Origin of the sequence: Streptomyces sp. NPDC099050 (assembly GCF_044759865.1) — a bacterium.
GTDB lineage: Bacteria > Actinomycetota > Actinomycetes > Streptomycetales > Streptomycetaceae > Streptomyces.
In genome coordinates this window covers 193,129-208,204 of the sequence record NZ_JBIWAE010000002.1, presented here as the reverse complement: position 1 = coordinate 208,204, position 15,076 = coordinate 193,129, and the positions used below count along the sequence as shown (strand labels likewise).

Annotated in this window: 12 protein-coding genes and 1 riboswitch; of the genes, 3 read left to right on the top strand and 9 right to left on the bottom strand. The window is 72.6% G+C overall.

Annotation, left to right across the window (positions count from 1 at the left end):
• Positions 1-232 precede the first annotated feature (232 nt).
• Positions 233-2,029, top strand: coding sequence for an AMP-dependent synthetase/ligase (locus ACIQV3_RS03935; protein WP_403709483.1), 1,797 nt, complete (start codon positions 233-235; stop codon positions 2,027-2,029).
• 15 nt (positions 2,030-2,044) lie between these two features.
• Here the strand turns inward: ACIQV3_RS03935 and ACIQV3_RS03930 are convergent, their stop codons facing one another.
• The 7 genes from ACIQV3_RS03930 to ACIQV3_RS03900 all read right to left on the bottom strand — a co-directional run bounded on the left by ACIQV3_RS03930 (position 2,045) and on the right by ACIQV3_RS03900 (position 10,788).
• The gene (locus ACIQV3_RS03930) at positions 2,045-3,661 is read right to left on the bottom strand and encodes a GMC oxidoreductase (protein WP_403709481.1); all 1,617 of its coding nucleotides are present in this window, start codon (positions 3,659-3,661) and stop codon (positions 2,045-2,047) included.
• Between the two features lie 216 nt (positions 3,662-3,877).
• The gene (locus ACIQV3_RS03925) at positions 3,878-5,020 is read right to left on the bottom strand and encodes a glycosyltransferase family 4 protein (protein WP_403709479.1); all 1,143 of its coding nucleotides are present in this window, start codon (positions 5,018-5,020) and stop codon (positions 3,878-3,880) included.
• A 275-nt stretch (positions 5,021-5,295) separates the two neighbouring features.
• The gene (locus ACIQV3_RS03920) at positions 5,296-6,453 is read right to left on the bottom strand and encodes a hypothetical protein (protein ID WP_403709477.1); all 1,158 of its coding nucleotides are present in this window, start codon (positions 6,451-6,453) and stop codon (positions 5,296-5,298) included.
• Between the two features lie 79 nt (positions 6,454-6,532).
• Positions 6,533-7,585, bottom strand: coding sequence for an NlpC/P60 family protein (locus tag ACIQV3_RS03915; RefSeq protein WP_403709475.1), 1,053 nt, complete (start codon positions 7,583-7,585; stop codon positions 6,533-6,535).
• Between the two features lie 262 nt (positions 7,586-7,847).
• On the bottom strand, positions 7,848-8,879 hold the full coding sequence (locus ACIQV3_RS03910; protein WP_403709473.1) for an NlpC/P60 family protein: 1,032 nt from the start codon (positions 8,877-8,879) through the stop codon (positions 7,848-7,850).
• 264 nt (positions 8,880-9,143) lie between these two features.
• Positions 9,144-10,508, bottom strand: a complete 1,365-nt coding sequence (locus tag ACIQV3_RS03905; protein WP_403710134.1) for an NYN domain-containing protein — start codon at positions 10,506-10,508, stop codon at positions 9,144-9,146.
• Positions 10,509-10,548: 40 nt separating this feature from the next.
• Positions 10,549-10,788 carry a hypothetical protein gene (locus ACIQV3_RS03900; RefSeq protein ID WP_008738811.1) on the bottom strand — a complete coding sequence of 80 codons (240 nt, stop codon included), beginning with the start codon at positions 10,786-10,788 and terminating at the stop codon, positions 10,549-10,551.
• 153 nt (positions 10,789-10,941) lie between these two features.
• Here ACIQV3_RS03900 and ACIQV3_RS03895 point away from each other — a divergent pair, with 153 nt between their 5' ends.
• A complete protein-coding gene (locus ACIQV3_RS03895) occupies positions 10,942-11,664 on the top strand; it encodes a rhomboid family intramembrane serine protease (protein WP_403709470.1) in 723 nt (240 codons plus the stop codon).
• Positions 11,661-11,942: an Lrp/AsnC family transcriptional regulator gene (locus tag ACIQV3_RS03890; protein WP_243330042.1), complete on the top strand. Its 282-nt coding sequence runs from the start codon at positions 11,661-11,663 to the stop codon at positions 11,940-11,942. Before ACIQV3_RS03895 ends, ACIQV3_RS03890 begins: the two co-directional genes overlap by 4 nt.
• A 151-nt stretch (positions 11,943-12,093) precedes the next feature.
• Here ACIQV3_RS03890 and ACIQV3_RS03885 read toward each other — a convergent pair whose 3' ends face one another.
• Positions 12,094-13,479: an aminotransferase class V-fold PLP-dependent enzyme gene (locus ACIQV3_RS03885; RefSeq protein WP_403709468.1), complete on the bottom strand. Its 1,386-nt coding sequence runs from the start codon at positions 13,477-13,479 to the stop codon at positions 12,094-12,096.
• Positions 13,480-13,737: 258 nt separating this feature from the next.
• A riboswitch (SAM riboswitch) is annotated at positions 13,738-13,854 on the bottom strand.
• A gap of 88 nt (positions 13,855-13,942) precedes the next feature.
• Positions 13,943-15,007 carry an anthranilate phosphoribosyltransferase gene (gene trpD / locus ACIQV3_RS03880; protein WP_403709466.1) on the bottom strand — a complete coding sequence of 355 codons (1,065 nt, stop codon included), beginning with the start codon at positions 15,005-15,007 and terminating at the stop codon, positions 13,943-13,945.
• Positions 15,008-15,076 lie beyond the last annotated feature (69 nt).

The following is a 15,076-nucleotide window of genomic DNA, read 5'->3' as shown; positions in this document are numbered from 1 at the left end:
CCATGCGGCCACCCTAGGCGCGCTTGGGCACCGCGGGGAGGGAATCGGCTCAGGCGGTCGGACCTGCGGTTACTTCCGAGTCGCAAACCGGGTCGACTAGTGTCGGCAGGACACGGCCGCGACATGTGACGCAGGGAACATCTGGCCGGTTCCCTCTATCCGGAACCCCCTACCGGTGGGTAACGTCCGGTCGGTCCACATGGTGGCGATGGCGCCCAGAGGAGCAGCAGTCTTGCGCGAGTTCAGTCTTCCGGCCCTGTACGAGGTCCCGTCGGACGGGAACCTGACGGATCTCATCCGCCGCAACGCCGCTCAGCATCCCGACACCGCCGTCATGGCCCGCAAGGTCGGCGGCGCGTGGCAGGACGTCACCGCGACCGAGTTCCTCGCCGAGGTCCGCAGCGCGGCGAAGGGCCTGATGGCGGCCGGCATCGAGCCCGGCGACCGGGTCGCCCTGATCTCCCGCACCCGCTACGAGTGGGTGCTGCTCGATTTCGCGATCTGGAGCGCGGGCGCCGTCACGGTCCCCGTGTACGAGACCAGCTCCCCCGAGCAGATCCAGTGGATCCTCGGCGACTCCGGCGCCGTCGCCGTCGTCGTGGAGTCCCCCGCGCACGCCGCGTCCGTGGCCGCCCTGCGCGACCGGCTGCCGGAGCTGCGCGAGGTCTGGGAGATCGAGCAGGGCGCCCTGGAGACGCTGCAGGCCGCCGGCGCCGGAGTCTCCGACGCCGAGGTCGACGAGCGCAGCGCGCTGGCGGGCGCCGACGACCCGGCCACCATCGTCTACACCTCCGGCACCACCGGCCGCCCCAAAGGCTGCGTGCTGACCCACCGCAGCTTCTTCGCCGAGGTCGGCAACATCGTGGCCCGGCTGCACCCGCTCTTCCGGACCGGCGAGTGCTCCGTGCTGCTCTTCCTGCCGGCCGCGCACGTCTTCGGCCGCCTGGTGGAGGTGGCGGCCGTGCTGGCGCCGATCCGGCTGGGCTGCGTACCGGACATCAAGAACCTCACCGACGAGCTGCAGTCCTTCCGGCCCACGCTGATCCTCGGCGTGCCGCGCGTCTTCGAGAAGGTCTACAACTCGGCCCGCGCCAAGGCCCAGGCCGACGGCAAGGGCAAGATCTTCGACGCGGCGGCCGAGACGGCGATCGCGTACAGCCGCGCGCTGGACCTGCCGGGCGGGCCGTCCCTCAAGCTGCGGCTGAAGCACAAGCTCTTCTCGAAGCTGGTCTACAGCAAGCTCCACACGGTCCTCGGCGGGCGCGGCGAGTACGCGATCTCCGGCGGTGCCCCGCTGGGCGAGCGGCTCGGCCACTTCTTCCGCGGCATCGGCTTCACGGTGCTGGAGGGCTACGGCCTGACCGAGTCCTGCGCCGCCACGGCCTTCAACCCGTGGGACAAGACGAAGATCGGTACGGTCGGCCAGCCGCTCCCGGGCTCCGTGGTGCGCATCGCCGACGACGGCGAGGTGCTGCTGCACGGCGAGCACATCTTCAAGGAGTACTGGAACAACCCGACGGCCACCGCCGACGCGCTGACCGACGGCTGGTTCCACACCGGCGACGTCGGCACCCTCGACGAGGACGGCTACCTGGCGATCACCGGCCGCAAGAAGGAGCTCATCGTCACGGCGGGCGGCAAGAACGTCGCCCCCGCGGTGATCGAGGACCGGATCCGGGCGCACGCGCTGGTCGCGGAGTGCATGGTGGTCGGCGACGCGCGGCCGTTCGTGGCCGCGCTGGTCACCATCGACGAGGAGTTCCTGGGCCGGTGGGCCGCGGAGCACGGCAAGCCGGCCGGTGTGACGGCGGCCCAGCTGCGCGAGGACGCGGATCTCGTCGCCGCCGTCCAGAGGGCCGTGGACGACGGCAACGCGGCGGTTTCCAAGGCGGAATCGGTGCGGAAATTCCGCATTCTGCCCTCCCAGTTCACGGAGGAGTCCGGGCACATCACGCCTTCGCTGAAGCTGAAGCGGAATGTGGTGGCGAAGGACTTCGCGGACGAGATCGAAGCCCTCTACCGGGGCTAGGGACGGCTCGCGGCCCTACCGCGGGTCCTCGGCGAGGACCCGCGCCATGTTCCGTTCCGCGAGCGCGGTGACGGTCACGAACGGGTTCACGCCGAGCGATCCGGGGATCAGTGAGCTGTCGGTGACGTAGAGGCCCTGATAGCCCTTGACCCGGCCGAAGTCGTCGGTCGCGTCCCCGAGGACGCAGCCGCCCAGCGGGTGGTAGGTGAAGTTGTCGGCGAAGTTCTTGTTGTCGCCGAACAGGTCGTAGCGGTAGATGGTGAAGTTGGCCCGGTTGATCCGGTCGAAGAGGCGCTTGGCCGCCTGGACGGACGGGGCGTTCTGGCCCCGGGTCCACTGGAGCTTCGCCGAGTCGCTGGCGGCGTCGTAGGTGAAGTGCCCGCGCTCCGGGTTCTTGGTGATGGCCAGGTACATCGAGATCCAGTGCTCGAACCCCATCGGGAGCGGGGCGATCTCGGCGAAGACCGGGTTCGAGGCGTTGTCCCAGTCGTCGATGCCCAGGGCGGGCATGGTGGCCTGGTGGGAGCCGACCGTGTCCCACAGGTGGTTGGCTCGGGCGGTCATGACGTTGCCGTTGGGGCCCCAGCCGAGGCCCACCTTGTCGTTGAGGGCGGGCAGGGTGCCCCTCTCGCGGGCGCGCAGCAGGATCTCGGTGGTGCCGAGGCTGCCGGCGCCGAGGAAGAGCTGCTTGCAGCCCAGTTCGCGGACCTGTGTGACGCGGCCGGTGAGGTCGCTGGTCTGGACGGTCAGGACGTAGCCGCCCGCCGGGTCCTGCCGTACGCCGACCACGCGCTGCATGGTCTCGATGGTGACGTTCCCGGTGCCCAGGGCGGCGGCGAGGTAGGTCTTGTCCACGCTCTTCTTGCCGTGGTTGTTGCCGTAGATGACCTCGCCCGCGAGGGCGGACCGGGTGGCGGTGCCGGCGGCCTCGCGCTTCATGTACTCGAAGTCGTAGACGTTGGGGACGAAGGTGGTCTTCAGCCCGGTCTTCTGGGCGTGCTTGCGGGAGATCCGGGCGAAGCGGTACCACTCCGTGGACTCGAACCAGGCCGGGTCGATGTCGTTGACCCCGAGCATGGCGCGGGCCCGGGGGTAGTAGGTGCCGTACATCTCGTCGGCGTCGACGCGGGGCAGGATCTCGGTGAAGTACGAGCGCTTCGGGGTGGGCGCCATACCGCCGTTGACCAGGGAGCCGCCGCCGACGCCGCGGCCCACGTACACCGACATGTCCCCGTAGTTCACCCGGTCCAGGACGCCGGGGTACGGGCTGATGTTGCGGTTGACCACGTCCAGCCAGAGGAACTGGGCGAGCGGGGCCTCGGTGCGGTTGCGGAACCACATCGAGCGCTGGTCGGGGGCCGAAGTGGTCGGGAAGACCTTCCCGTCGGCTCCCGGGGTGTCCCAGAGCCGTCCCATCTCCAGGACGACGGTCCGCACGCCGGCCTGCCCGAGGCGGAGCGCGGCGACGGCGGATCCGTAGCCGGAGCCGACGACGATGGCCGGGGCGTACGTGGCGGCCGCGGGCTCGGCGGCGGCCGCGGACCGCGGCCCGATCCGGGTGAAGCCGAGGGCCGCCGCGGTCTGCAGGGCGCCGAGACCGAGAACATGACGACGTGTCAGGTTTGGTGTCATGGCCGCATCATGAGCGGATTCCGCCCAACCAGCCATGACCCGGACTGACACGCTTCTGAGTAACAGTCAGACATGTCTCGACCGTAGGCGGGCCCCGCCGCGGCCCGGCCGGTTTGATCGACTCCGCCCGCGATCGTGCCTCCGGGAGCGATAATCCCCCTCCGCCCCCCTCCGTACGGAAAAAGGTGCCCCGGGGCCCCGAGCCGGACGCGCCGACTACAGCAGCTCGCGCAGGCGCTCCGCCAGCAGGTCCCAGCGCCACTTCTCCTCGACCCAGGCGCGGCCGCGCTCGCCCATGTGCGCGCGCAGGGCCGGGTCCCGGAGCAGGGCGACGACGCGGTCCGCGGTCTGGGCCGGGGCGCCGCCGGGGACCACCCAGCCCGTCTCCCCGTCCAGTACCGCGTCGGGGGCGCCGCCGGAGTCGCCGGCGATCACCGGCAGGCCGGTGGCGGAGGCCTCCAGGTAGACGATGCCGAGGCCCTCGACGTCGAGGCCGCCGCGGCGGGTGCGGCAGGGCATCGCGAAGACGTCCCCGGCCCCGTAGTGGGCGGGCAGTTCGGACCACGGGACCGCGCCCGTGAACACGACGGACTCCGCGACCCCGGCCTTGCCGGCCAGTGCCCGCAGGTCGGCCTCGTAGGGGCCGCCGCCCACGATCAGCAGGGCGGCGTCCGGCACCGCCGCCAGGATCCGCGGCATCGCCTCGATCAGCGTGTCCTGCCCCTTGCGGGGGACGAGCCGCGAGACGCAGACGACCACCGGCCGGTCCGTCAGGCCCAGCTTCGCCCGCACCTCCGCGCCGCCCGACGCCGGGTGGAAGGTCTTCTCGTCGACGCCCGGCGGGAGCTGCGTCATGCGCGCCGCGGCCCGGTCCGTCAGGGCCGGGGCGATCCGCGAACGGGTGTACTCCCCCAGGTAGGTCAGGGTGTCCGTGCCCTCGCCGATGCGCCGCAGCAGCCCGCGCGCGACCGGCAGCTGCGCCCAGCCCGCCTCGTGCCCGTGCGTGGTCGCCACGATCCGGCGCGCGCCGGCCCGGCGCAGCGCGGGCCCCATCAGCCCCAGCGGGGCCGCCGCGCCGAACCACACCGACGAGCAGCCGTGTTCGCGCAGCAGGCCGACGGCCCGGCGGGTGACCCGGGGGGTCGGCAGCAGCATCGTGGTGCGGTCGCGGATCACCTGGAAGGGCTGCTCCGCGTCGAAGGCGGCGGTGGCGGCCCGCCCCTCGGCGGAGCGCTTCCAGGTGGAGGCGTAGACCACGACCCGGTCGGGGTCGAGTCGCAGCGCCATGTTGTGCAGGAAGGCCTGGATGCCCCCCGGCCGCGGCGGGAAGTCGTTGGTCACGATCAGCGTCTTGTCCATCGCCTGCCGACCCTACCGGAGGCCCGGAGCGCTGCCCGGCGGGACGGCGCCCGGACCGGCTCACGGGGCTGCGGGCCCGAGGTCGGGGACGGGGGCGGGGTGGGGTGTTGGCCGGGACGTAAAGCGTGATTTGTGGCGCCCTACTCGGCATCACTGTCGAAGTAGGGCACAGGGCGCCTAAATCATGCAGTCCAGGCCGACACCCCACCCCGCCCCCGGCACCGGCCCCCACCCGCAGCAAGCGCACCCCAACCCCGTCCGCGCCGGGACTCCGGCTATCGGAACTCCCGGGCCAGGTCCTCCCGCCAGGCCCGGGTCAGCCCGGAGGAATCCGTCCCGAGGGTGTCCGCCAGCGCCGCCGGCAGCGAGTCACGGCCGGAGCTCTCGTACAACGAGAGCAGCGCCGCCTCCCCCCATCGGCGGGCGATGAACCGGCAGGCCAGCCAGGAGCCCTCGTAGGCCCGCGCCAGCGCGTCCGCGTCCCCGCCGAAGGCGAAGGCCCCGGCCGCGGGGAGTTCCGCCGGCAGGTCGCCCCGCCGCACCGCGCGGGCCAGGGACGGGGCGACCTCGGCCGGGGTGCGGCCGCTGTCGCGGTACGCGGCCCAGTCCGCGAAGCCCTCGGAGAGCCAGAGCGGGGTCCGGGAGGTGGTCGCCGCCCGGGTGGCCACGTGGGTGGTCTCGTGGGTCAGGATCACCTGGCGGCCCTCCGCCGTGAGCTGCCCGTACCCCTCCGGGTTCACCACGACCCGGTCCGCGGGAGCGGGGCCCGCCCCGGTCCGCCCGGTGGTGACGGCGCCCAGGCCCCGGTACTCCTCCGCCGGCCGCCCCAGCAGCGCGGCCATCGCGTCCAGCGAGCCGGGCACCAGCACCACCACCCGGCCCGCCCACGGCCGCGGCCAGGCCGCGCTCGCCGCGGGCACCGCCCTGTCCGCCTCGGCGGCGATCTCGGAGAGGGCGCCGGAGCTCTGCCCGGAGCCGCCGAGCACGAGGGCGTGCGCCCCGCGCTCCACGGACACCGGGCCCTGGTCCCAGAGCTGGGGCAGGGCTCCGGGGGCGGGCCGGTCGGTGGTCACCGCCCAGGAGCCGCCGCCCCGGGTGAGCTCCACCTCGCGGGCGGAGCCGGCCGGGGCGGCGTCGTAGCCGGTGAGCCGGTAGCGCAGCTCGGCGCGCGCGAAGGCCCGTACGCCGTCCACCCGGACCGCGGAGACCTCGTACGTCCAGTCCTCCAGCGGGATCGCCGCGAGGGCCGCGGGCGGGGCCGCCGACCAGTCGGCGACGGCCCGCCGCACGTCCCGCTCCACGGGATCCGCCGAAGCCGAACCCGAAGCCGAACCCGAAGGGGCCACGGAACCGGAACCGGACCCGCATCCCACGAGCGGCACGCACAGCAGCACCAGGCAGAGCAGCAGCAGCACCGGCACCGGCACCGGCACCGACGTCAGTGCGCGCGGGCGCCCGCGAGCGGTACCACCCAAGACCGGGAACATCACCCGATCGTACGCAGCGCGGCTCTCAGGGCCGGGTCACCGAGGAGACCGGCATCATCCCGACGGGGTCGTACCGCACCCGCGCCCCCGGGTACGGGGCGTGCACCACCTGCCCGTTGCCGACGTACATGCCGACGTGGCTGGCGTCCGAGCGGTACGTCACCAGGTCCCCCGGGCGCGCCTCCGACAGGGAGACCCGCCGGCCGGCGCTCCGCTGCGCCTGCGAGGTGCGCGGCAGGGCGACGCCCGCCTGCCGGTAGGACCACACCATCAGTCCGGAGCAGTCGAAGCCGGAGGGTCCGGTGGACCCCCAGACGTAGGGCCGCCCCACGGCGGACCGGGCCGCCATCACGGCGGTCATGGCGCGCCCGGACGAGGGCCCGGAGGCCGCGGCGTCGGGGAGGTCGGGCAGGGCGTCGGGGCGGCCGCCGGAGCGCGAGGCCCGGTCGAAGTCGGCGCGCTCCTGCGTGGGCATCGCGTTCAGCAGCCGGCGCGCGGCGGCGAGCTTGGCGGTGACGGCGCGCTTCTCCCTCGCCACGTCGGCGCGCAGGGCGTCGAGTTCGGAGAGCTTGCGGGAGGCCTCCCGGCGTTCCTGGCCGAGCCGGCCCTGCTCGAAGCGCAGTTCTTCGAGCTGGCGGGCCTGGCGGCCGGACAGCCGGTCGAGGGCGGAGGCCTTGGCGAGGTAGTCGTCCGGGTCGTCGGAGAGCATCAGCTCGACGGCGGGGTCGATGCCGCCGGCCCGGTACTGGGCTCCGGCGTAGGCGCCGAGCACCCCGCGCATGATGTTGATCCGGTCCTGTCCGCGGGCCACCGCGTCCTGGATCCGGTCGACTTCGGTGCGGAGCCGGCCGGCGCGCTCGCCGGCCTGGTTGAAGCGCTCGGTGGCCTGTTCGGCCTCTTCGAAGAGCCGGTCGACCTGGGCGCGAGTGCCCGCTGAGGGCTCCTGCGGGAGGCCGGGGGCCGCACCGGCGGGTGCGCCCGACATGAGAGCCGCCGCTCCCGCCGCGGCGGCGGTGAGGACGGTGACCCTGGTGTTCCGGTCGAGGGCGCTGGGCCCGGACCGGCGATGGGACGCCACGTGAAACCGCTCCCTCCTGCTGAGCGGGACCCGGGTCCGCCCTCCGTGGACGGCCGTGTGCCGGGGTTCCGCGCTGGCAGACAGTAGCCGCGCGGAAGGGCACCGGCCAACGACCTCCGGCGGGCACACACAGTGACGCCCCGTCGGAGACGCAGGTCACCGGCGGGGCGTGTGGTCAGAGCGGGGCCTCGGAATTCGCCCGGATGGGCGGTGCGCGGCGCGTCCCGGTCGGACCCTGAGGGGCGGAGGGGTGCAGGGGGCGTCAGCCGACGCGCACGCCGAACTGGAACGGCATGTTGTCGATCGATTCGTACTTGACGCCGCTGCGCGGGTTCGAGGCGTGCAGCACCGTGTTGCCGCCCGCGTACAGGCCGACGTGGTGCAGGTCTCCGTAGAAGAACACCAGGTCGCCGGGCTGGAGCTGGCTCTTGCCGATCCGGGTGCCGTCGTTGATCTGGGTGAAGGTGGTGCGCGATATGTTCACGCCGGCCTGCTTGTACGCCCACTGGGTCAGGCCCGAGCAGTCGAACGAGCTGGGGCCCTCGTGCCCGGATATGTACGCGCTGCCGACCTTGGTCTTGGCGGCGGCGAGGGCCGCGCCCGCCCGGCCGGAGGGCTTCGCGTTGCCGAGGTCGGGAACGCGCTCGCCGGCGCCGCGGCTGGCGCGCGAGTCCTCGTCCTTGATCTGCGCCCGCTCCTGGGCGGTCAGCGTGTTGAGCAGCGCCTGGGCCTCGGCGAGCTTGTCCTGGGAGGCCTTCTTCTTGTCGCCGAGCTCCTTGCGGGTGGCGTCGAGGTCGGTGAGCTTGCCCGCGGCCTCCTGGCGCTGCTGCGCGAGGGTGCGCTGCTTGGCCTGGATCTTGTGGACCGCGTCGACCTGCTGACCGCTCAGCTGCTCCAGGGTGGAGGCCTTGTCGAGGTAGCTGTCCGGGTCGGCCGAGAGGAAGAGCGCGAGGGACTGGTCGATGCCGCCGCTGCGGTACTGGGCGCTGGCCATCGAGCCGAGCGTGCCGCGCAGGGTGTTCAGTTCGGCCTGGCCGCGCGCGACCTGGTCCTGGAGCTGCCCGATCTCGGTTTCGAGCTTGTCCTGGCGCTCCTGGGCCCCGTTGAACTTCTCGGTGGCCTGCTCCGCCTCTTCGTAGAGGGCGTCGACCTTGGCCTTGACCTCGTCCTTGCTCGGCTTGGCGGGGGCGGCGTTGGCGGCCTGCCCCGAGAGGACCACGGCGGCTGCCGCGGTGACGCCGAGCACGGTCGTGCGCATGCGGGTCGGCTGCTTGGGTCGACGGTGGGACGCCACGAAGGCGAGCTCCTTCTTCCTAGAGCCGCCGAAGAACGCAATCCGTCCAACAAACTCGGCGACACCTTCGCCATCACCCCGAATGAGTGAATTACCGCACGAAGGTTTGACTGACCCTAGTGACCCTTCTGTGATCAGTTCAAATCCTGTCGGTAAAAAAATCGTTCTCCGACCAGGTTCTTTACCTACGGTGCACGCTCTGTGCCGATGACTTGACGGTCCGTCCCCCCGATCACATGCCAATTCCGGCATATGCGCCAGCAGTTACGAAACGCGCGAAAGCCGCTTCAGCAGCAAGGCGGACGCCACCGGCCGGGCCCCGACCTTGGCCACCCCGTCGGCGACCTCCCGGTCCGTGGAGACCACGACCACCGGACGGCCGGACGGTTCGGCGCGCACCAGTTGGCGGATCAGCTCGTCCGCCGTCACCCCCGCCTTCGAGAACAGCACCCGCACCCCGCGCGGCGGCGCCAGCAGCACGGGGGCCGCCAGCTCCGCCCCGTCGAAGACACAGGTCATCTCGGCGCCCGTCTGCGCCGCGAGCATGGACAGCCCGCCCAGCAGCCGCAGCCGCTGCTTCTCCAGCGGCATCGTCGGGTAGCCGGTCTTGGTGACGTTGTAGCCGTCGACCACCAGATGGGCCTGCGGGAGCGCCAGCAGCTGGTCCAGCAGTGCCGGGTCGGTCTCCGACAGGGCCCGCGCCGCGATGTCCTTGGGGGTCATCCGGCCCGGCTCCACGGCCTCCACCGTGTCGGCGGGCCGCGTGGAGACCGGCGGCAGCGCGAGCTCCCGGCGCAGCCCCGCGGCGGCGTCCAGCACGGTGTCCAGCAGCAGCCGCAGCCTCATGTCCTCGATGCTGCGCCCCTCGCGGGTGGCCCGGCGGGAGGTCTCCAGCGCCGATTCCACCTCCGCGAGGCGGGACTTGAGCCGCCGGGTCTCGCTCTCGGCGGTGGTCACCTGGGCGGCCGCCTCGGCGCGGATGCCGTCGACCTCCGCGTTGATCTTGCGCAGGGCGGCGTCGCCCCGCTTGACGTCGCTCAGCGCGCTGCGCAGCTTGCGCTGAAGCGATTCCGCTTCCTTGCGCGCCGCGTCCAGCTCGACCCGTACCTGGTCGACACCGGTGCGCTGCAGTTCCCGTACGTGGGCCAGCTCTTCGCGGAGCCGCCCCATCTCACGGCGGGCCTCCTCGTCGACCCGCTCGGCGTCGGCGCGCTGCGCCTCCTCGCCCGCGGCGGCGACCAGCTTGACCCAGCCGGCCGGCCGCAGCACGTACGCGGCGGCCGCCACGTCCAGCGGATCGGCAGCGGCGGGCGGGGCGCCCGACTCCAGCGCGGAGGCCAGGTCGGCCTGCGCCTCGCGGAACTTCTCGGCGACCCGGCCCCGGAAGACGGGGTCGCTCTCCACGGCCGTGGCCATGGCGTTGCCCGCGAACTTGGCGCGCCGGGACGGGGTGAAACGGGCGTACTGGCGCAGCTGCGCCGGGAGGTCCGCGACCGTCAGACCGCCGAAGGCGTCTGAGACGAGCGCGACGACCCGGCGCCGCACGCCTTCCGGCAGCGGGCGGTCGAGGACCTCGGCGGCGTCACCGGCCGCGTCGGCCGGCTCAGCGCCGCTTGCTGGCTCCACAATCCGTCACCCCTACCGTCATTCACCTGCGGGCGGGGCTCCTTCAGGAGTCCGCGCCCGGCCTGTCCACGAGCTCGATCTGGTCCACCGCGTTGCACCAGCGGCAGCGCACCGACTCGATGGTCTCATTGACCACCTCGCGCTCCTCGACCTTGGGCTCCCCGGCGAGGTCCAGGTGGACGTACTCCACGACCTTCGACGAACGGGTGACGTCGAAACGCGTGAGGTTGCCGCACAGGGTGCAGCGCCACCGGGTGGTGTCGGTCGGCAGGGGAACCGTCATCAGGCCGCTCTCTCCTTCTATCCTTCTATCGCTTACACGAACGCGCGCGATACACCCGCCCGTGTCGGCACGGGTACGTGCGTGCGTGCGTAGCTCGTAACCCTACGGCCTGCCGCACCCGCCGGTGGGCCCGGCTGGGTCATGCTCGGTCGCATGATCGTAAGGTGGCAGGCCGTACGCGAGGCCGCCCGGGGCCCGGTGATCACCCATGCGCTGATCGCCGGCTGCTGCGTGGTGTTCGTCCTGAGCCCGGCGTCGGGGCTGAATCCGGTCTACGGGACGGGCGACCAGCTGCTGGCCAACGGGACGGCGTACTTCCGGCGCTGGGGCGTGGTCCCCGACGAGCTGTTCACCGGCTCGGGCCGGGCGGCGCTCACCCCCCTCACGGCCCTGTTCGTGCACGGAAGCTGGTTGCACCTGCTGGGCAACATGCTCTTCCTCTACGTCTTCGGGGCGATGACGGAGCGGCGCATGGGCCGGGCGGTGTTCCTCTGCTTCTACGTCTGTACGGGATACCTGGCCCTGGCGGCGTACGCGGCGGCCTACGCCTCCTCCGACCAGACCCTGGTCGGGGCCTCCGGGTCGATCTCCGCGGTCCTGGGGGCCTTCCTGTACCTCTTCCCCAAGGCGCGGGTGACGAGCCTGTTCCCGTTCCTGTTCTTCCTGCCGCTGCGCTTCCCCGCGTGGATCGTGCTGATGTTCTGGTTCGGCCTGCAGTGGCTGGCGGCGCACCGGGCGGCGAGCGGGCCCGGAGTCGCCTATCTGGCCCACGTGGTGGGCTTCTCGGTGGGCTTCCTCTACGCGTGGGCCCGCTACCGGGGTGGGACTAGAGTGGGCCGACCAGTGACTGCCGTCGAGGGAGACAGCCAACCGTGATCACCGCACTCGTGCTCATCAAGACCAGCGTGGACCGGATCCCCGAGATCGCCGAGGCCATCGCCGCACTGGACAGCGTCAGCGAGGTCTACTCCGTCACCGGCACCTACGACCTCATCGCGCTGGTCCGGGTGTCCCGGCACGAGGACCTGGCCGACATCATCCCCGGCCGCATCAGCAAGATCCCGGGCGTCGAGGCGACCGACACCCACGTGGCGTTCCGCACCTACTCCCAGCACGACCTGGAAGCGGCCTTCGCGATCGGCCTGGACGCGTAGCCCTTCGGAGCTCGGGCAGCGGATCGCCCGGCCGGGCGGGGCGGCCGTTTCCCAGCCGGAAGAGACAGCCGCGCAGGTGGTCCGCGAGGCACCCGGCACGCAGGACCGCACGGTCGGTACCGGGTCCCGGTAGGTCATGCCCCGCAGCCTCTCAGACGGCCGGGACGCAGCGGCCCTCTTCGGTGCGGTACTGCCACTTGGCGCCGTCCGCGACGAGCTCCTTCACCGCGTGGACGAAGCGCTCGACGTGCTCGTCGGGGGTTCCGGCGCCGAAGCTGACGCGGATCGCGTTGAGCGAGCGCTCCCCCGGGGCCGCCTCCGGGGCTCCACACTCGCCCTGGGACTGCGGCTCGCTGCCGAGCAGGGTGCGGACCAGCGGGTGGGCGCAGAACAGGCCGTCGCGGACGCCGATGCCGTACTCGGCGGAGAGCGCGGCCGCGAAGTGCGAGCTGTTCCAGCCGTCGACGACGAAGGAGATGACGCCGACGCGGGGGGCGTCGTCGCCGAAGAGGGACAGCACGCGGACCGCCGGGACCTCGGCGAGGCCTTCGCGGACCTTGGCGATGAGCCGCTGCTCGCGGGCGACGAGGTTCTCGAAGCCGGCCTCGTTGAGGGCCTTGCAGGCGGAGGCGATGGAGTAGACGCCGATCACGTTCGGGGAGCCGGCCTCGTGGCGGGCGGCGGTGGTGTGCCACTCGACGTCCACGCCGCCGTCCTCGCGGCGGGCGACCTTGCGGGAGGCGCCGCCGCCCGCGAGGTACGGGTCGGCCTCCTGCAGCCAGTCCGCGCGGCCGGCGAGCACGCCCGAGCCGAAGGGCGCGTAGAGCTTGTGGCCGGAGAAGGCGACCCAGTCCACGTCGAGGTCCTGGACCGAGACGGGGTGGTGCGGGGCCAGCTGGGCGGCGTCCAGGACGATCCGGGCGCCGTGGGCGTGCGCGGCGGCGGCGAGTTCCTTGACGGGCCACAGCTCGCCGGTGACGTTGGAGGCTCCGGTGACGCAGACCAGCGCCGGGCCGTAAGGGTCGCGGTCGGCCAGGGCGCGCTCCAGGGTGGCGACGGCCTCGTCCGGGGTGCGGGGGGCGTCGAGGTAGGTGACCTGCGCGTTCGTCCAGGGGAGCAGCGAGGCGTGGTGCTCGGTCTCGAAGACGAAGACCTGGCAGCCGGCCGGGAGCACGGCGGCGAGCAGGTTGAGGGAGTCGGTGGTGGACCGGGTGAAGATCACCTGGTCGGAGGGCCGGCAGTCGAGGAACTCGGCGACGGTGACGCGGCTCTGCTCGAACAGGTCGGTGGAGAGCTGCGAGAGGTATCCGGCGCCGCGGTGGACGCTGCCGTAGTACGGGGCGTACGCGGCCACGTCGTCCCAGACCCGCTGCAGCGCGGGGGCGCTGGCCGCGTAGTCGAGAGCGGCGTAGGTGACCTCGCCACCGGTGACGAGCGGCACGGTGACCTCGCGGCCGAGGACCGCCAGCGGCTCGGCGCAGGCGGGGTCGACGGTGGTGGCAGCGGTGACGGTGGCGGCGTTCAGGGTTGCGGACATGGCGGTATCTCCCGGCAGGCAGGTGTGAATGGCTTCGGTGTGCCCGTACGCGGATACGGCTCTGCGGCCGTTCGGGGTACGGGAGTGCCCCGGGGTGTGGATCGGCCGGCGTAGGCAGACGTGCTGCGGGTACGCGGAAGTGACCCTGTTCCGGGGGTGAAGAGGGGGCGGAGTCGCCCTATCGCATTCGCTTGCTCACGGAAAACGCTCCTCGAGGACCAGGACCCCTGGCCAAGCACCCCGATAAGAGGTGTGAGGGATCCGCGCTTGCCGTAGACCTCACTGCCTACGACCTGGTCATCACCCGGGGCACCCCGCCACGGAAGGAGGGTTGCCGGACAGCAAGCCGGGGCCTAAACGCTGTCACTCGTGACCTGTGGAGCATCCTGCCACACGATCTTCCGAACGCAAGGCCCCGGTCCACATGGCGGACCGGGGCCAGTACTGGATCTTGGCCGGATCCCTACGCGTTGCTCGCCGCCACCCAGCGGGCCAGCGCTTCGCGGGCCGCGCCCGAGTCCACCGACTCCGCCGCCCGTACGACACCGGCGGCGAGCTGCTCCTCCAGGGTCCCCGCACCCGGGTCCAGCGCGACCAGTGCCGCCGCCGAATTCAGGAGCACCGCGTCGCGTACCGGGCCGGTCTCGCCGGCCAGCAGGCGCCGGGCCACGTCCGCGTTGTACGAGGCGTCCGCGCCTCCCAGCGCGGAGACGTCCACCAGCGGGATGCCGATGTCGCGCGGGTCGAAGCCCTGCTCCCGGACCTCGCCGTCGCGGACCCACCAGACCCGGGAGGTCGCCGTGGTGGTGAGCTCGTCGAGCCCGTCGTCACCGCGGAAGACCAGCGCCGAGGAGCCCCGCTCCGCCAGGACGCCCGCGACGATCGGGGCCACCCGCGCGTCGGCCACACCGGTGGCCTGCGCGCGGACCCGGGCCGGGTTGGTCAGCGGGCCGAGGAAGTTGAAGGTGGTGCGGATGCCGAGCTCGCGGCGGGCCGCCGCCACGTGCCGTAGCGCGGGGTGGAACTTGACCGCGAAGCAGAAGGTGATCCCGGCCTCCTCGGCGACCTCCGCGACCCGCGCGGGGGTGAGGTCGAGGTTGACGCCCAGCTTCTCCAGGACGTCCGAGGAGCCGCTCGCGGAGGACGCGGCCCGGTTGCCGTGCTTGACCACCTTGGCGCCCGTACCGGCCACCACGACGGCCGACATCGTGGAGATGTTGACCGTCTTGGCCCCGTCGCCGCCGGTGCCGACGATGTCCACCGTCCGGCCCGGCACCTCGATCAGGTTGGCGTGTTCGTACATGGCGCGGACCAGGCCGTTGATCTCGGCCACGGTCTCCCCCTTGGCCCGCAGGGCGACGGCGAAGCCTGCGATCTGGGCATCGGTGGCCTCCCCGCGCATGATCCGGTCCATGGCCCAGGCCGTGTCGTCGGCGCCGAGGTCCCGGCCGCTCAGCAGGGCGTCCAGAAGGCCCGGCCAGCCGCGGGCCGCCACGCTGTCGCCGCCTGCCGGGGTCACCAGGTTCATGGTCCGCTCCTGCTGCTCGTGAAGGATTCCACGTGGAATGGGAAGGGCTTCAGCCTATCCAGCCCCGGG